Consider the following 17,536-nt stretch of genomic DNA (forward strand, 5'->3'; position numbering starts at 1 on the left):
CCTTCTTGCCGATTTCCCTTGCCGTTCTGGAGCCAAGAACCATGAAAACAGGTTGGTTGTTGCCGAGGGCTGGCCAAAAGGGCGCCCTGCATGTCTGTGCGATGTTGATGGCGATCCTGCTCTGCGCCTGCGAACAGAAAGCCCCGGTGGATTTCAAGATTGTGGCCGGCTCGGAAAACATGACATTGGAGCCGATCGTCGCGGATTTCTGCCGGTCGCAGAACATGACCTGCAGCTTCGACTATAAGGGCTCGCTTGATATCGGCATCATGCTGGCACCCGGCACCAAACCGGAGGTCGACGCCATCTGGCCGGCAGCGTCACTTTGGGTCGATCTGTTCGATACGGGTCGTCAGGTGAAAGATCTGCAGTCCATCAGCCAATCGCCGGTTGTTCTCGGTGTGCGCCTTGGCAAGGCCAAAGAGCTGGGTTGGATCGATCGACCGGTGTCGACCAACGAGATTGTCGAAGCGGTCAAAGCGGGCAAGCTCAAATTCCTGATGACGTCTGCGACGCAATCGAATTCCGGCGCGTCGGCTTATCTCGCCATGCTGGCAGTGCTGATCGGCAAAGGTGATGTCCTCGAACCCGGCGACCTCGACGATCCGCAGCTGCAAGACAAGATCCGCGGCCTGCTTGCGGGTGTCGAACGGTCCTCCGGTTCGAGTGGCTGGTTGAAGGACTTGTTCCTGGCCAAGCGGGCCGATGGCACCGAATTCGACGCGATGTGGAATTACGAGGCGGTGCTGAAGGAAACGAACGACGCGGTGGCAAAAACGGGCGGCGAGAAACTATGGGCGGTCTATCCCAGCGACGGTGTTTTCATTGCCGACTCGCCTTTGGGCTTCATTGATCGCGGACGTGGCGCTGATGTCGTGGCGCGTTTCGCCGCGCTGCAGGAGTATCTGCATTCGCCGGATGTACAGGCGAAGATCGCGGCCACTGGCCGGCGTGTGGCCGCTGCCGGGGGTGCTGCGGCAGAGGCGAAGGCCGAACCAGATTGGAATTTCGATCCCGGTCGCTTGGTGACCACCGTGCGCAGCCCGGCGCCGGCCGTCATCAGCCATGCCCTGACGCTCTACCAGGAAAGCCTGCGACGACCTTCGCTGACGGCTTTCTGTCTCGATTATTCGGGTAGCATGGCCGGCGAAGGCGAAAGCCAACTGAAGGAAGCCATGCGCTTCGTCTTGACGCCCAGCGAGGCGGCCCAGGCTTTGGTGCAATGGACGCCAAAGGATAAGATCAACGTGATCATTTTCAACAACCGTGTCGTCGCGTCGCACCATGGTAGCGGCACCCCGGACGACCAGGACGGCCTCCTCGATTTCGTCACGCAGCATCGCGCGGATGGTGGGACCGATATGTATGGCTGCCTGGAAGCGGCCGAGGCCTGGATCAATCAGCAGCCGGATCGCGACGCCTATCTGCCGGCCATCCTGGTCATGACCGATGGCCGTAGCGAAGGTGACGCAGCGGGTTTCCGCAAATCCTGGAGCAGCAAGCCGGCCGTGCCCATTTTCAGCATTACCTTTGGTGATGCCGATCAAAGCCAGCTCGATGAACTGGCAAACCTGTCGCGTGCCCGCGTCTTCGATGGTAAGCAGGATCTGCGTGCCGCCTTTCGGGCCGCACGCGGCTACAATTAAATCGGCGACGCAGATGATGATCTCGACAATGGCTGTCGCCAGCGGGCGGATGACATGGATGTAAGGGGCGACGGCCGCTATCTGATTGCTGGACTGGCAGCGGCTGGTGCTTTGCCGGCGGCGGTGTTTGGCGCCGATATTCCGTTCTATGCGGCCGTACCGATTGCCATCGTGCTGTTTGCCGCCTTGGCCCTCATTCTGGCGCCACGACGTCCGCTTGAGGGTTGATGCGGCCGCATTGGGGCGCGGCAATGTCCTGGCGGCGCAGGCGGCCCTCCAAGATGCAGACGACGATCTCGATGCCATTGAGGCAGCCGCCAAGCGCATCCGCACGCCAGATGTCGCCAAAACCGTTGGCCATCTGGTCATTACGGCGCGGAACCTGTTGAAGCAGGTCGAGGCGGAGCCAGCCAAGCTTGCCGATATCCGTCGTCTCGTCGCCGTCTACTTGCCGCGCACGCGCGACATCACGGAAAGTTATGCCGATATCGAATCCGGCGGCAAACTCGACCCGGCGCGCGTCGAGCGCGTCCGGGTCGTTCTTGGGCGCATCGACGATACCTTTCAACATTTCGGCCAGCGCCTCGTCGAGGGCCAGGCGAAATCGCTGGATGTCGATCTGGCGCTGCTGGAAAGCAGTATCAAACAGGAATTGGAGTCACGGCCATGAGCTTGACGCGCCGACAGCTTGGCTTGGGTCTGCTGGGTGGTGCCATTGCCCTGACTGGTGGCGGCCTCTATTTGCGCGACCATAATTTCCTGATGAAGCCGACGCCCAAACAACTGTTCGGCTTCATAGGCGGCGAGAAGAAGCAATTGCTATCGAACGAGAGGGTGAAGGCACTGCTGGCTGACAAATTCGGCCTTGCTCTCGACGCGCGGCAGGCAGGCAGCGTCGAAATGGTGCGCGAAGAAGCGCTGCTGGCACAGAAGCCGCAGTTCTTGTGGCCGTCATCCGACGTCATGGTGGAGTTGGCCAAGCAGAGCAAGGTCAAGATCCAGAGGTCGCAGGTGATCGTCAATTCGCCGATCGTCATCTACAGCTGGGAGCCGGTCGCGCAGGGCTTGATGAAGGCCGGGATCGTGACGCAGGATAGGGGCAACTACTACATCACCGAAACCAAGCGGCTGCTACAGGCGCATATCGACGGCGGCAGCTGGGCCAGTGTCAATGTGCCTGAACTCTACGGCAAGTTGCGTATCCTATCGACCGACCCAAACCGCTCCAACAGTGGGTTCATGTTTGCCGGACTGGCGGCCGACATCCTGAATGATGATGTGGCGACGCTTGGCAGTGTTGGTCGGGATCGGGACATGCTGAACACGATCTTCAGGCGCATGGGCTTCATGGCGCCATCCTCGGGTAAATTGTTCGAGGATTACCTGGTGGGCGGCATGGGCGCCTATCCGCTGGTCGTAGGCTACGAAAGCCAACTTCTGGAATGGAGCCTCGCGGATCCGGGGCGTTGGGAGCGGGTGAGGCAGTCCGGCGGACCGCAGCCCGTGATGCTCTATCCGACACCGACGGTTTTCTCGGCGCACCCGCTGATCGCCGTCGCGCCGGAGGCCCTGACCCTGATTGATGCCCTCCAGTCTGACGACTTTCTGGGCATTGCCTGGACAGAGCATGGTTTTCGCGGGCCACTGGGCGCCGTCGACGGAGCGGCGCACGCGGCTTCCGGCTTCACCATTCCGCAGACCCTGACAGCGATCGTGCCGATGCCGGACGCCGACGTTATGCTGAGCCTGACGGCCGAATTGGCGACCGCTGGGTAACCGCCAGATGCGCCATCGACGCCGATCTTCGCCCCTCTGGCAAACTTGTTAACGGCGGGGCCCTGTCCTCACGGCTGCGGCATCTCGCGCAGGTAATATTTCAGGCTAGGGGGCGACAGCGAATTATCGTCCGATTTCAGAGACTTGATGAATCGATCGGCAGCCCGGCTTGGGCCTGTTGATTAGCCCGAAACCATATGTTACTAACCCGCCGCCTGTCGCAGCGCGGAAATCTGCTGAGACGGGCCGGTTGAGTTTGTGCCGGCGCCGATGCCGTTTCGGAATTCTCCGTAAAATCAATATTTAAGACCAGGGATGGGGGCGACATCGTGGCAGCCCAGAACGCGACAGAAACAGGCAGCCTTGCGAAGCGTTACGCAGGTGCCCTGTTTGATCTCGCTGACGACAAGCAGCAGCTCGACGCCGTGGTGGCGGATCTTGCCGCTATCTCCAAGATGGCCAATGAATCAGCCGATTTCCGGCGCCTGATCAATTCCCCCATTCTCACGCGTACCGAGCAGGGAAAGGCGATCGCCAGCATCGCCCAGGCGGCCCAGTTCGGGCCGCTCACGGCAAAGTTTCTCGGCCTTCTCGCGCAGAACCGGCGCCTTTTTGCGCTGCCGGCGATGATCCAGGCCTTCAAGAAAATGCTGGCCGATCACCGCGGTGAAATGACCGCGCTGGTCTGGTCGGCCAGGCCGCTCTCGGCCGAACAACAGAATGCTCTCACTGAAACCATCAAGCGGGCCCATGGCGCCAAGGTGACGATGGAGGTCAAGATTGATCCTGACCTTATCGGCGGCCTGATCGTCAAAGTGGGTAGCCGCATGATTGATTCGTCTATTCGAACCAAGCTGCAAAAGCTGCAGCTCTCCATGAAAGGGGTTGGATAATGGAAATCCGTGCCGCCGAAATCTCTGCAATCCTCAAGCAGCAGATCGAAAATTTCGGCAACGAGGCCGATGTCACCGAAGTGGGGCAGGTCCTCAGCGTGGGCGACGGTGTTGCCCGCGTGCATGGGTTGGACAATGTCCAGGCCGGCGAAATGGTCGAGTTCCCGGGCGGTATCCGCGGCATGGCCCTCAACCTCGAATCCGACAATGTCGGCGTCGTCATCTTCGGTGACGACCGCGACATTAAAGAAGGCGACACCGTCAAGCGCACCGGCGCCATCGTCGACGTGCCGGTCGGCAAGGGCCTGCTCGGCCGCGTGGTCGACGGCCTCGGCAACCCGATCGACGGCAAGGGCCCGCTCACCGATGTGAAGCGCACCCGCGTCGAAGTGAAGGCGCCCGGCATCATCCCGCGCAAATCGGTGCATGAGCCGATGCAGACGGGCTTGAAGGCCATCGACAGCCTGGTGCCGATCGGACGTGGCCAGCGCGAGCTGATCATCGGCGATCGCCAGACCGGCAAGACCGCCGTCATCCTCGACACCATTCTCAATCAGAAGGCCGCCAACGCCGGCGCCGACGAATCGAAGAAGCTCTATTGCGTCTACGTCGCCATCGGCCAGAAGCGCTCGACGGTTGCGCAGTTCGTGAAGACCCTGGAAGACAACGGCGCGCTTGAATATTCGATCGTCGTTGCCGCGACCGCGTCGGAACCGGCGCCGCTGCAGTTCCTGGCCCCCTATTCGGGCTGCGCCATGGGCGAATTCTTCCGCGATAACGGCATGCATGCCGTTATCTTCTATGACGATCTCTCGAAGCAGGCCGTCGCCTACCGCCAGATGTCGCTGTTGCTGCGCCGCCCGCCGGGACGCGAAGCCTATCCGGGCGACGTGTTCTACGTGCACAGCCGCCTCCTTGAACGCGCCGCCAAGATGAGCGACAATTTCGGCAATGGCTCGCTGACGGCACTGCCGGTCATCGAAACCCAGGCCGGCGACGTCTCGGCCTACATTCCGACCAACGTGATTTCGATCACCGACGGCCAGATCTTCCTGGAAACGGGCCTCTTCTATAAGGGCATCCGACCCGCCATCAACGTCGGTCTGTCGGTCAGCCGCGTCGGCTCCGCCGCCCAGATCAAGGCGATGAAGCAGGTTGCGGGTACCATCAAGCTCGAGCTCGCGCAGTACCGCGAAATGGCGGCGTTCGCGCAGTTCGCCTCCGATCTCGATGCCTCGACGCAGAAGCTGCTCGCCCGTGGCGCTCGCCTCACCGAGCTCCTGAAGCAGGGCCAGTACAAGCCGATGCCGGTCGAAGAGCAGGTCGTCTCGATCTTCTCCGGCGTGCGCGGTTATCTCGACGGCATCGCAGTCAACGCGATCAACCGTTTTGAGACCAGCCTGCTCGGCGAGATCAAGGCAAAGAATCCGGAAATCCTGAATGCGATCCGGTCCGAGCGTGAGATTTCGAAAGCGACGGAGGCCAAGCTGCACGAGGTCCTCGGCGCGTTCACCAAGTCGTTCGCTTAAATCCCGATCGTTGAGAAGGGGCAGCAATGCCGAGCCTTAAGGATCTAAAGATCCGCATCAACAGCACCAAGAACACGCAGAAGATCACTTCTGCGATGAAGATGGTGTCGGCGGCGAAACTGCGACGCGCCCAGGAACAGGCGATTGCCGCCCGTCCCTATGCCGAGCGCATGGAACGTGTGCTGGGGTCCTTGGCCGCCAGCATGGCCGGCAAGGACAACGCTCCGGCACTGCTCGCCGGGACCGGCCGCGACCAGGTGCATCTGCTGGTCGTCATGACCTCTGATCGAGGCCTGTGCGGCGCCTTCAACTCGTCGATCGTGCGCCAGGCGCGCAAGATCGCGCGTGACCTGAAGGCTGCCGGCAAGACCGTGAAGATCCTCTGCGTCGGCCGCAAGGCCAAGGACCAGTTGAAGCGCGAATTCGCGAACGACGTTGTCGGCGCCATCGAGGATGTGGCAAAGCCGCGCCTCACCTTCGAAGCCGCCGCCAAGATCGCCGTGCAGATCCGCCTGATGTTCGAAGCCGGCGAATTCGACGTCTGCACGATCATCTACAACAAGTTCAAATCGGCTATCGCCCAGATCGTGACGCCCCAGCAGCTCATTCCGTTTGCCCTGCCGTCGGCAAACGAGAACACCGCGGCTGTGTCCCAGCTCTATGAATATGAGCCGGACGAGGAATCGATCCTGGCGGACTTGCTGCCGCGGAACATGAGCATGCAGATCTATCGCGCGCTACTGGAAAACGCTGCCTCCGAGCACGGCGCGCGCATGACCGCCATGGACAACGCGACCCGCAACGCGGGCGAAATGATCAACAAGCTGACCATCAATTACAACCGGACACGTCAGGCCAACATCACCAAGGAGCTGATCGAAATCATCTCCGGCGCTGAAGCCGTCTGATCCGGAACACGAGATCGTTGTAAGGAGCAACCAGTATGTCGAAGAACATCGTCGGCAAGATCACGCAGGTCACGGGTGCCGTCGTTGACGTGCATTTCGATGGCGAGCTGCCCTCGATCTTGAACGCGCTGCATGTGCAGAACCAGGGCAAGCTGCTGGTTCTTGAAGTCGCCCAGCATCTCGGCGAAAGCACCGTGCGCGCCATTGCCATGGACACGACCGATGGTCTGGTGCGCGGTACCGAAGCGGTCGACACGGGTGCGGCCATCACCGTGCCGGTTGGTCCGGAAACGCTGGGTCGCATCATCAACGTGATCGGCGAGCCGATAGATGAGCGCGGTCCGGTGGGCGCCAAGGAATCGGCGCCGATCCATGCCAAGGCCCCGGAATTCGTCGAGCAGTCGACCGAAGCCCAGATCCTCATCACCGGCATCAAGGTCGTCGATCTGCTGGCGCCCTATCTGAAGGGCGGCAAGATCGGCCTGTTCGGCGGTGCCGGCGTCGGCAAGACCGTCACCATTCAGGAACTGATCAACAACATCGCTAAGGCCCACGGCGGCTATTCCGTGTTCGCCGGCGTCGGCGAACGCACCCGCGAAGGCAACGATCTCTATCACGAGATGATCGACTCGGGCGTCATCAAGCTCGATGGCGGTGAGTCGAAAGTGGCCCTTGTCCATCGCCAGATGAACGAGCCGCCGGGAGCCCGCGCCCGCGTCGCCCTCTCCGGCCTGACCATGGCGGAATACTTCCGCGACAAGCAGGGCCAGGACGTTCTCTTCTTCATCGACAACATCTTCCGCTTCACCCAGGCGGGTTCGGAAGTGTCGGCGCTCTTGGGCCGTATCCCGTCGGCCGTGGGCTATCAGCCGACGCTCGCCACCGACATGGGCGCGCTGCAGGAACGCATCACCTCGACCAAGAAGGGCTCGATCACCTCGGTGCAGGCCATCTACGTGCCCGCCGACGATTTGACCGACCCGGCGCCGGCGACCTCCTTCGCCCATTTGGACGCGACCACCGTGCTCAGCCGTTCGATCGCTGAAATGGCCATCTTCCCGGCCGTCGATCCGCTCGATTCGACCAGCCGCGCCCTCGATCCGCGCGTCGTCGGTGAGGAGCACTACAACACCGCCCGCCGCGTGCAGGAAGTGCTGCAGGGCTACAAGGCGCTCCAGGACATCATCGCCATTCTCGGCATGGACGAGCTTTCGGAAGACGACAAACTGGTCGTGGCCCGCGCCCGCAAGATCCAGCGTTTCCTCAGCCAGCCGTTCCACGTCGCCGAAGTGTTCACCGGTACGCCCGGCGTGTTCGTGAAGCTCGAAGACACCATCAAGGGCTTCAAGGGCATCGTCGAAGGCAAGTATGACGACCTCCCCGAATCGGCCTTCTACATGGTCGGCACGATCGAGGACGCCGTTGCCAAGGCCCGCAAGATGGCCGAAGCGGCGTAACAAGGCTCCGGGGAGCCAGTTGTGGAACAAGCAACCGGCTCCCCTGTTCATCTCGGGAAACCGCCCGTTTGGCCGGTTTCGATCAAGGGAGTTCTGCTCGTCGCAAATGAGGTCGTTCTGCTGAAGAACGAGCGTGACGAGTGGGAGCTTCCGGGCGGCCGGCTTGAAGCCGGTGAGGAACCAGATCTCTGCCTCGCCCGTGAAATCACGGAAGAGCTGGGGATCGCGGTGAGGGTCGCGGACCTTCTCGATTGCTGGCGCTATCCGGTGCTGGCCGATCGCTAGGTTCTGATCGTCACCTTCGGGGTGCAGCCCCTGGCGCAAGCCGAGCTGCATCTCAGTCATGAACACAAGGCGCTGGGACGCTTTCCGATCCAAGAGATCGCGACGCTCCAGATGCCGGAAGGTTATCGGCGCAGCATCCGCGATTGGGCGAAACGCTGCGGCCTATAGATGGAGTGGGTTGCGTCATGGCGGATCAGGTGCATTTCGAGCTCGTCTCGCCGGAACGGTTGATGTTCTCGGCCACTGTCGGCGAAGTCATCATCCCGGGCACCGAGGGTGATTTCGGTGTGCTGGCCGGCCACAGCAACCTCATTTCCACCGTCCGCCCCGGCGTCATCAACATTCTCGACGAGGGTGCCCGCGTCACCGACCGGATCTTCGTCGAAGGCGGCTTTGCCGAGGTGAACGCCACCAGCTGCACCGTGCTCGCCGAACGCGCCCAGAAGGTCGACGAGATCGACCGCGCCAAGGCCGAGCAGGCGCTCGCTGATGCGCGCGAAGACGTGGCTGACGCCAAGAATGATATCGAGCGGGCGATTGCCGTTGCGGCCCTGGACATCGCCGAAGCGCGCGTCCACGCCCTCGCTGTCAGCGTTTACTAAGGGACCGGCGTTACACTTGAGCTTGAGCGAGTTGGGCGAAGACCGATAGACGGGAGCATCGGCCCAAGATGGCGCATTGGACCCTCGACCAGATCCCCTGGGATCAATTCGACGCGAGCAGGGTCGATCCCGAGTTGGTCAAGCTCGTGAAGGCGGCAGCGCTCGTCGAATATAACGGCGGCGACTACGCCACTTATCTCAACAATGTGTTTCACGATGATGACGGCTTCCAGGCTGTTGCCCGTGCCTGGGCCCTGGAAGAGGTACAGCATGGCGCTGCCCTTGCACGCTGGGCAAAATTGGCCGATCCCAACTTCGACTTCGACGCCAGCTTCAAGCGCTTTACCGACGGCTACCGAATTGCGCTCGATGTGAACGCCTCGGTGCGCGGCAGCCGCTCTGGCGAATTGGTCGCGCGCTGCATCGTCGAAACCGGCACCTCGTCCTATTACACGGCGCTTGCCGAAGCCTGTGCCGAGCCGGTACTGCACGCCATCTGTCGCAAGATCGCCGCCGACGAACTGCGCCACTACAAGCTCTTCTACACGCATCTGCAGCGCTATCTGGGTTACGAAGGGTTGGGCGCCTGGGGTCGAGTCAAGGTGGCGCTCTCGCGCATTACCGAATCCGAAGACGACGAGCTGGCCTACGCCTATTACGCCGCCAACCACGCCACTGAGCCCTATGAACGCAAGCGCTTCTCCAGCGCCTATGCCCGGCGCGCCTATGCCTACTATCAACCGCCGCATATCCAGCGCGGGATCAGTATGGTGCTGAAGGCCGCCGGCCTCAACCCCCAGGGCCTGCTGCACATGCCGCTCAGCAATCTTGCCATGTGGTTCATGCGCCGGCGCGTGGCAAAGCTGAACGCTGCCGGGGCTTAAGGCGCCTTTCCTTCGGCCTGATAACGAGTTGCCGCCATGCTGGGCCGCGCATTCATACGCTCCCACCATCGGACGAGACGCGGCTGCTCCCGCAGCAGGGCAAGACCCTCGGCAGTCAGGCAGCCATAGGCGATCATCGGCGCTACGTGAAGGTCGGCCAGGGATAGCGCCGGACCCGACAACCATTCACCGCCATCGCAGAGGCCTGCAAGTGCCGCCAATGCCAGCCGCGAAGTGGCAACCGCCGCATCGAAGGGCGCTTGATCCAACGCCACGTTGTTCTTGGCCGCCTCATCGCGGGCGACATAAATCCCCCAGACCAGCGGCCGGTAGAGATAGTTGTCGGCGATGCTGATGATCTGGTTCATGCGGGCGCGTGCCATCGCGTCGGTGGGCTGCAGCCTTGCGCCAGCGAAGGCCTCATCGACATAGCGCGTGATGGCAGTGGTTTCGTAGAGCGCGAAGTCGCCATGCACCAAGGTTGGAATCCGCGCAAAGGGATTCAGGCGCATATAATCAGCCGGCGGACCGCCCGCCGCGAAGATATCGACCTCGTGTGTGTCATGGGCGATGCCCTTCTCGAGCAAGGCAAGCCTGGCGATGCGGACATACACGCTGTAATGCGCGCCAAAAAGCTGCGGCCGCGTCGGGTCAATCATCCGGTTTGTGCGCTGTCGGGGATTCTGGCGGGTTCAATTCGACATAGCGCTGGATGGCGTGTGCGCTGTGCGAGGAAACCTGACGCCGCAGCAGGACCAGCATGATGCCAATCGTCGCGACAATGAAGGCCACGGGGTCGATCAGCCAGGCAAGCCAGGCGAGGGCGAAATAATAGCAGCGGATGCCGCCGCCGAAGCTGTTAAGGGCGCTGGTATAGACCCGCGCCATCTGGTCGGCGAGTTCCAGCCGGTGCGGGTAATCGTTTTTCGCGAGCGGCGCGGCGCCGATCAAGGTGCAGCAGTAATTGTATTGCCGCAGCGCCCAGGTGAACCGGAAGAAGCCATAGACGAAGACCGCGACCAGTCCGATGATCTTCAGTTGAAACAGCGTGGCACTGCTATGGACGACGAAAACCCAGCCCGCCACGACCGCTTGTGCTTCTTCCGCCTGGCCGAGCACACCCAACAGACCGGCCACGACCAGGATCGTGGCGGAGCTGAAGAAGGACATCGAATTGACGGTATGTCCGGTCAGTGCTGCGTCGACGATGCGATCCGGCCGCTCCATCATGCGCTGCATCCAGGCGCGCCGCACTTCATGCATCAGGGAATTCACATTCTTGCCACGACCGGCGAGGTCGGCGATGCGCGCATATCCGAAAAAGGCGATGGCAAAGAGGCCGAGGCCGATGAGATCAATCATCATCATGCGATCACCTCGAGATGTCGCCGTGCCAAGGCCTCATCCTCCGGTCGCATCGTAATACTCGGCGACGCTTGCCTGGCTGCGACTGTTGACCTGGCGCTTCAACAGGACGAGGACGACGATGCCGTTGGCGACCGCGAAAGCGAGCGGATGAATGAACCAGCACAGCCAGGCCATGGCAAAGTAATAGGAGCGGATGCCACCATTGAAACTCACGACCGCGAGCGACATGACCCGTGCGGCCTGGTCGGCGAATTTGTCACGCGCCCTCATGTCAACAGGCGGCAAGGGTGCCGCCCCGATCAAGGTGCAGGCGAAATTGAACTGCCGCAGCGCCCAGGTGAACTTGTAGAAGCCCACCATGAACAGGCAGATGAGGCCCAGCACCTTCAGTTCAAACAACAGTTCGGAGGATATCACGGCGAAACCAAAGGACTGTATGACGGCGTGGGCATCTGCTGCCTTGCCCAGTACGCCCAGCAAGCCGGCAATGATCAGCATCGAGGTTGAAGCGAAGAAGGTCGTCGAATTGACCTGATGGCCGGTCAGTGATGAGTCAAGAATCCGCTCCGGCCGGTCGAGCATGCGCCGCATCCACAGCCTGCGAAGCTGGTGCATCATCTGATTGAGGTTCTTCGGCGCCACCTCATCGGCAGGCAGTTTGTCGGCGAAACGACCATAGACAAACCACAGCATCAACATCCACGCGAAAGCCAGAGAGTCCGGCCAATTCCATTCCGACCAAGATATTTCCATAAGGTCGACCAATCGCGCTAGGCGGGTGACCGTTCCCGGCCGTGGAAGCGCTTGTTGAACCCGCGCTCGAAGAAGTCGTAGATGGATGGGCTGAGTTCGTCGTATTTGACCGCAAGGCGTCGGTTTTCGCGGTCGTTCCGCACTACCTTGGCCTGGATCTTCATGGCGAATTCAGCGTGCTCGTCCTTGATCTTGATATCGATCACGACCGGCATTTCAACCAGCAACTGGCCATCATAGTTTTCAATCAGCAGCCCGCCCAGCGACCAGTTGAGGGTATCGCAGACCTGCCCACCCACCTTGACCGTGAAGATCGGCAGCGGCATGCGCTTATCGCGCCGGTGTTCCGGGCCCCGGGCCTTGCTGAAACCCATGGTGAAGCTGGTCATCCAAACTCTCCCGACATGTATGCCTGCAACTCTAACAGATGGCTGGATTCCTGTACCAGCCGATTGGGGCCCTAAGGCCAATGCCGGCGACGGTCCTCGGGTCGCTCCAGTCGACCGCGCCGTCAGCGAACCCGATGGCGATGTGCTAGGTAGCTCCGCTCCAGAAAACGGATCGCGGCCGGCGTCAGTTTGACGAATTTAAGGGCCAGGAGTCGCTTCTGACGGTCATTTCGCACCACCCTTGCCTCGACCGACACGACGTTCTGCGCGCGCTGGTCTCGGGTGTCGCCCTTCACTTTGATATGAACCAGCACCAGCATATTGGCAAAGAAGCGCCCATCATAGTTGCGCAGCAGAAGGCCACCCAGGGACCAGTTCTCGGTGTCGTAGCGGTAATCGTCGATCTCTACCGAGAGGGTTGGCTCGTAGAAGCGCTTGTCGCGGCGCAACTCGACTTTGCCGACCTTTCGGAACCCCAATGTGAAAGAGATCATTCGTAGAACCTTGAAAATGCTAAATAATTTCAACGTACCGACGGATAAACCCAGCATCGGTCCGAGGCGCAGCGGAGCCCATCATGGCAAAGAAAGTGTTAAGCTGTGCTTACTAGAAATTGCTGTTGAGCGTTTTGCCCTTGGTTGCGGTCACGGCGCTGGTCGGCCAGATCGCGACCCAGCGGTCCCGGGCGACGCCGCGATAATAGGGCAACGCCGGCAGGCGCAGCGGGCTGCCGTCGAAATAGCTGACGATGACACCCGCCGGATTGGCCCTTGCCCAGGCCAGCGCGGCATCGCGATCCGGCAGCGAAATCGGCGCGGCGGAGAGGCGGCCATAGAAATCGAATTCACCGCGATAGGGGCCATAAACCGCCAGGGGCTGACCAGCCTCCTCCAACTGCCGCAGCCGCTGGGCCACGGGTTCAAGGTCGAAGAACTGTCGCAGGTTGAAGGGAAATTCGATGTTGATGCAGGTCATGAGCAGGACCGGCAGGGTCGCCACCTGAATCGTCCGCGAGAGCAGATGAGTCGGTGAAAGCTGGGCGATGCCATAGCCGGCCACCAGCAGGACCAGGCCGGACGTCATACCGATACCGCCGATCCAGATCGGCAGCGGTACGTCGAACAATTGTCGCCACAGGGCATCAAGATGCGCAGTGGGCACAATGTTCATCAGAAAGAAGAACAGCCCGAGCAGCAATGCGAGGAGCGAGGGCACGATGGCATGAAAATCCTTGGCACGGATTTCCTGTGTCGACAGCAGCCGTGCGCCAAGAAGCGACAGTGGCAGGATGATGTAGATCATTCCCTGCATTTGCCATCCGCTGGCCATGCCGCCGATCAATGTCGTTGCCAGAAACAGCAGGCACAGGCGAAAGCTGCGACCGACGCGGCTGCGCCATTGCTTGGCCATGGCGCGCCACAAGGTCTTCCAGCAGATCCAGGGATAGAGCAGGATCGGGGCCAGAAACAGCGACCACAATTCGCGTCGGCTCGCTTCCGTGGCCGGATGCGCCCAGCCATTGCCAAAACCGATGAAGCTCGCCGTGTTGCCGGTCTGGCGCAGATACTGAATCCAGGCGAGCCAGGCGATCGCCGCCGGCAGCAGGCTGACCAACAAAGCCAGATGCCATGCCGGGGAAAATTTGAGAACGATCCGTGCCGAGCCGGCGACGGATTGCGCCGGCGCCGTGCGGATGCCGACCGGATTCTGCCGCGGCGCCAGGGCCGCAATCACCGGCAGGATGAGCCAAACGATGTTGCCGATCGCAAACAGGGCCAACAGGATCGTGCTACCGAAGATGGCCCACCACATCATTGCCGCGCCGGCGGAAATGTTGCTGTGCCACAATCTGGTCAGCGCGTGAAAGCCAAGCGCGGTGAACAGCAGGCCCAGCGGTTCCGCCTGGACCATGGTGGCGATCAGAGCGAAGGCCATCACGCCGGCCAGCAGAATGCGGGCATAGCTCCGTCATCCGCCGGTGTGGCCAAAGAGAGACGGCGCTGAGGCCGATCAGAATGAGCGTCGCGAGGCTGCACGCCACGCTGAGGATTCGTGGCCAGCCATCGCCGATACCGAAGATTTTCCAGCCGACCAGAATGGCCCATAGCTGCAAGGGCGGCTGGTCACCGCTGCCAATGCCGCTGCGCAACGGAATCCAGATATTGGCCTGCCACATATGCCAGGCCGAGGCGAGCATCTCCAACTCATAGGGTGCCGTCGGCGGTCGACCAAGCAAGGCACCCACGACAATAATGAGCCAGAGCAGGAAGGGCGCCACATACCCCCAGCGCAGGAAGCCGATGCTGGGCGGCGTCATCTCGTCGGGTCGGCTCAAAGATGTATCGATCTCCGGGCTCGCCTTGTTGCTCATGGGCTGGGTGCCAGTCACTCAGTCGGCCTTCTGAAAGACGTCAAACTGGAAGACGGCAGTTTCCTGAAGCGCTGCCGCTTCCCATTCCTTGAATCCCGGCCAGGCAAAGATCGCATCGCAGTAAAGTTGGCTGGTTTCGTCCAATTTGATGCCATAGGTTCGAAATCTTGTCGCCACAGGCGCGAACATCGCATCTGCAATCGTGAATCCGCCAAGCAGGAAGGGTCCCGTGCCATTGGCCCCGCGGGCGCCAAATCTCTCCCGCGCTTCGTTCCAGATGGCGGTGACGCGCGCGATCTGATCGGCCACGAGATGCGCGCGCGATTCATGCCGCCGGTCCCGTGCGAGATCCATCGGCATGTTCTGACGCAGCGCGGCAAATCCGGCATGCATCTCGTTGGCGATCGACCGGCCAAATGCGCGGGCTTCCGCGTCCTTCGGCCACAGATTGGCCCCGGGCGCCAATTCAGCCACATATTCGCAGATTGCCAGGCTCTCCCAGACCTTGATGGCGCCGTCGAGCAGAACGGGCACCGTGCCGGATGGGGAATAGAGACGGATATGCCGATAGGTGTCCTCGGTCCGCAAGGGGATCAGCATTTCGCGGAACGGCAGGCCGGCCGCCTTCAAAGCCAGATAGGGTCGCAACGACCATGACGAATAATTCTTGCTGCCGATGATCAGCGTCAGGTCGTTTGTCATGCGAGGCTCCGCTAGTCCTTCTGGTTCGGTCAATTGTTCGGTCATCATAAGCGAACTGGCCGTCCTGTGAACCATGACGATTCAGCCAGTTACCATCGGACCTGCCAGGCGGTACAATTTATCGCTACAATCCGGGCGAATCAGACGGGTAAGTCATCCCGTCCGCCCCAAAGACCCATTCAAGGACCACGCCCTTGCTCGATCATCTCGTTTTGCGCACCTCGAAAGCCGGCGGCAAGGCCGCGGTCAAAGCGACAGCTATCCTCCCGCTCAGCGAAAAGACACTGGCTGCCTGGCTCAAATCGCAATCGTCATCATTGTCGGCCTGGACAAAGGCTGCCGGATTCAAGGCCAAGCCCGGAACCTTCGTGTTGCTGCCGGACAGCGCCGGCCGTGTCACCCGAATTCTCGCCGGTGTCGAAGACGGGATCGACCGCTGGTCGCTGGCTGGCCTGCCGGCTGCCTTGCCCGTTGGACTCTACGAGTTGGAGGAGGACGATCTGTCGCCGGTACAGGCGTCAGCCCATGCCTTTGCCTGGGCCATGGGCTGCTATCGCTTCGCGCGCTATCGCAGCGACAGCAAGGAATTTGCGACGCTGGTCTGGCCCAAGGGCGCCGACAAGGCGGCCGTCGAACGGGCGGCCAGGGCCATCGGCCTCGGCCGCGACCTCATCAACACACCGGCAGAGGATATGGGGCCGGCGCATCTGCAGAAGGCCGTGGAGAAGGTCGGCGCGGCCTACAAGGCCAAGGTCACCAGCATTGTCGGTGACGCGCTGCTGAAACAGAACTACCCGACCATTCATGCCGTCGGCCGGGGTGCGGCGACTTCCGGTGTCCGTGCGCCGCGCCTGATCGACCTCACCTGGGTGGGGACCGGCGGCGACAAGGGGCCGTTGCTGACATTGGTCGGCAAAGGGTGTCTGCTTTTGATACCGGCGGCCTCGATATCAAGCCACGTGGCGGCATGATGATGAAGAATGACATGGGTGGTGCGGCCACCGTGCTGGGCCTCGCCCAGATGATCATGGACGCCAATCTGCCCCTGCGCCTGCGCCTGATGATTCCGGCGGTCGAGAACTCGATCTCCGGCAATGCCATCCGCCCGCTGGATGTGGTGAAGACCCGCAAGGGCATCACCGTCGAAATCAACGACACCGATGCGGAAGGCCGCCTCATCCTCGGCGACGCGCTGGCGGAAGCCGACACGCAAAAGCCGGACCTCATCATCGACATGGCGACACTGACCGGTGCGGCCCGCGTGGCACTCGGCCCCGATCTCCCGGTGCTGTTCGCCAATGACGATGATCTGGCCGACAGCCTGCTGCGCCATGGGCGCAATGAAGGCGACCCCTTCTGGCGCCTGCCGCTGTGGAAGCCCTATCGCAAGATGCTGGAGAGCAAGGTCGCGGATATCGCCAATTGCGAACCGGGAGCCTTTGGCGGCGCCATCACGGCAGCCTTGTACCTTGCCGAGTTCGTCTCGCCGACCACCAAATGGCTGCATATCGATACCTATGGCTGGACCGCGGGCAAGGGTGCCGGCCGGCCGGATGGCGGGGAGCCGCTGGGCCTGCGCGGTCTCTTCGCCTTCGTGTCGGATTGGGTGAAACAGGCGACCAAGACGGCCGTTCTGCCGCAGCGGGCGGCCCCGCGGGCAAAACCGCTCGCCCGTGCGGCAAGCAAGCGACCTTTGCCGCGGCCACGGGCACGCCGGTGAGGGCGTCGCAACGAAAAGCCATAGGTCACGCATCATCCGTCAAAAATGTCTCGTCCTGGAAATTAACTTCATTTCGGTTAATCGTTGAGACTGAAGGCGATTTTTCCAGTATTACCTCTGTAATGACTGGATATTTCTGACGGCGTGGCGCTGCGGCTCTTTAGGTTGCATATGTCGAAAATGCCCGATAACGCAATTTTCTTCCTAGCTATTTTATACAATCGGTCCAACATCTGAGTAGCTGAACTCAGTA

At 61.3% G+C, this 17,536-nt stretch carries 18 protein-coding genes and 1 pseudogene; 12 read left to right on the forward strand and 7 right to left on the reverse strand.

Annotation, left to right across the window (positions count from 1 at the left end; translation table 11 throughout):
• Positions 1-41 precede the first annotated feature (41 nt).
• The 11 genes from IPK59_14940 (at position 42) to IPK59_14990 (ending at position 9,980) form a co-directional block, all read left to right on the forward strand.
• Positions 42-1,646 (forward strand): substrate-binding domain-containing protein, encoded by a 1,605-nt coding sequence (locus IPK59_14940; protein MBK8160000.1) that lies wholly within the window; start codon positions 42-44, stop codon positions 1,644-1,646.
• A gap of 54 nt (positions 1,647-1,700) precedes the next feature.
• Positions 1,701-1,874: a hypothetical protein gene (locus tag IPK59_14945; GenBank protein MBK8160001.1), complete on the forward strand. Its 174-nt coding sequence runs from the start codon at positions 1,701-1,703 to the stop codon at positions 1,872-1,874.
• A complete protein-coding gene (locus IPK59_14950; GenBank protein MBK8160002.1) occupies positions 1,864-2,316 on the forward strand; it encodes a 5-bromo-4-chloroindolyl phosphate hydrolysis family protein in 453 nt (150 codons plus the stop codon). The genes IPK59_14945 and IPK59_14950 overlap by 11 nt, the downstream gene beginning before the upstream one ends.
• Positions 2,313-3,422, forward strand: coding sequence for a substrate-binding domain-containing protein (locus tag IPK59_14955; protein MBK8160003.1), 1,110 nt, complete (start codon positions 2,313-2,315; stop codon positions 3,420-3,422). The genes IPK59_14950 and IPK59_14955 overlap by 4 nt, the downstream gene beginning before the upstream one ends.
• A gap of 329 nt (positions 3,423-3,751) precedes the next feature.
• A complete protein-coding gene (locus IPK59_14960) occupies positions 3,752-4,315 on the forward strand; it encodes a F0F1 ATP synthase subunit delta (protein ID MBK8160004.1) in 564 nt (187 codons plus the stop codon).
• A complete protein-coding gene (locus tag IPK59_14965; protein ID MBK8160005.1) occupies positions 4,315-5,844 on the forward strand; it encodes a F0F1 ATP synthase subunit alpha in 1,530 nt (509 codons plus the stop codon). Before IPK59_14960 ends, IPK59_14965 begins: the two co-directional genes overlap by 1 nt.
• A gap of 26 nt (positions 5,845-5,870) precedes the next feature.
• A complete protein-coding gene (locus tag IPK59_14970) occupies positions 5,871-6,752 on the forward strand; it encodes a F0F1 ATP synthase subunit gamma (protein ID MBK8160006.1) in 882 nt (293 codons plus the stop codon).
• Between the two features lie 35 nt (positions 6,753-6,787).
• Positions 6,788-8,209, forward strand: a complete 1,422-nt coding sequence (atpD, locus tag IPK59_14975; protein MBK8160007.1) for a F0F1 ATP synthase subunit beta — start codon at positions 6,788-6,790, stop codon at positions 8,207-8,209.
• 81 nt (positions 8,210-8,290) lie between these two features.
• Positions 8,291-8,494: an NUDIX domain-containing protein gene (locus IPK59_14980; GenBank protein MBK8160008.1), complete on the forward strand. Its 204-nt coding sequence runs from the start codon at positions 8,291-8,293 to the stop codon at positions 8,492-8,494.
• Positions 8,495-8,679: 185 nt separating this feature from the next.
• The gene (locus tag IPK59_14985; protein ID MBK8160009.1) at positions 8,680-9,096 is read left to right on the forward strand and encodes a F0F1 ATP synthase subunit epsilon; all 417 of its coding nucleotides are present in this window, start codon (positions 8,680-8,682) and stop codon (positions 9,094-9,096) included.
• A gap of 68 nt (positions 9,097-9,164) precedes the next feature.
• The gene (locus tag IPK59_14990) at positions 9,165-9,980 is read left to right on the forward strand and encodes a ferritin-like domain-containing protein (protein MBK8160010.1); all 816 of its coding nucleotides are present in this window, start codon (positions 9,165-9,167) and stop codon (positions 9,978-9,980) included.
• Here the strand turns inward: IPK59_14990 and IPK59_14995 are convergent.
• The 7 genes from IPK59_14995 to IPK59_15025 all read right to left on the reverse strand — a co-directional run bounded on the left by IPK59_14995 (position 9,977) and on the right by IPK59_15025 (position 15,563).
• Positions 9,977-10,639, reverse strand: coding sequence for a glutathione S-transferase family protein (locus tag IPK59_14995; GenBank protein ID MBK8160011.1), 663 nt, complete (start codon positions 10,637-10,639; stop codon positions 9,977-9,979). The genes IPK59_14990 and IPK59_14995 overlap by 4 nt on opposite strands.
• Entirely contained in the window at positions 10,632-11,348 is a 717-nt protein-coding gene (locus IPK59_15000) for a DUF599 family protein (GenBank protein MBK8160012.1), read from the reverse strand. The genes IPK59_14995 and IPK59_15000 overlap by 8 nt, the downstream gene beginning before the upstream one ends.
• A 33-nt stretch (positions 11,349-11,381) precedes the next feature.
• Positions 11,382-12,041 (reverse strand): DUF599 domain-containing protein, encoded by a 660-nt coding sequence (locus tag IPK59_15005; GenBank protein MBK8160013.1) that lies wholly within the window; start codon positions 12,039-12,041, stop codon positions 11,382-11,384.
• 77 nt (positions 12,042-12,118) lie between these two features.
• Positions 12,119-12,490, reverse strand: a complete 372-nt coding sequence (locus tag IPK59_15010; protein MBK8160014.1) for a PilZ domain-containing protein — start codon at positions 12,488-12,490, stop codon at positions 12,119-12,121.
• A gap of 122 nt (positions 12,491-12,612) precedes the next feature.
• The gene (locus IPK59_15015) at positions 12,613-12,984 is read right to left on the reverse strand and encodes a PilZ domain-containing protein (protein ID MBK8160015.1); all 372 of its coding nucleotides are present in this window, start codon (positions 12,982-12,984) and stop codon (positions 12,613-12,615) included.
• Between the two features lie 112 nt (positions 12,985-13,096).
• Complete coding sequence (locus IPK59_15020; protein ID MBK8160016.1) at positions 13,097-14,425, reverse strand: hypothetical protein; 1,329 nt, start codon at positions 14,423-14,425, stop codon at positions 13,097-13,099.
• Positions 14,426-14,879: 454 nt separating this feature from the next.
• On the reverse strand, positions 14,880-15,563 hold the full coding sequence (locus IPK59_15025; GenBank protein ID MBK8160017.1) for a glutathione S-transferase family protein: 684 nt from the start codon (positions 15,561-15,563) through the stop codon (positions 14,880-14,882).
• A 194-nt stretch (positions 15,564-15,757) separates the two neighbouring features.
• Between IPK59_15025 and IPK59_15030 the strand changes: the two are divergent.
• Positions 15,758-17,283 (forward strand): annotated as a pseudogene (locus IPK59_15030) (leucyl aminopeptidase family protein).
• Positions 17,284-17,536 lie beyond the last annotated feature (253 nt).

Source organism: Rhodospirillaceae bacterium, assembly GCA_016712715.1.
GTDB lineage: Bacteria > Pseudomonadota > Alphaproteobacteria > Dongiales > Dongiaceae > Dongia.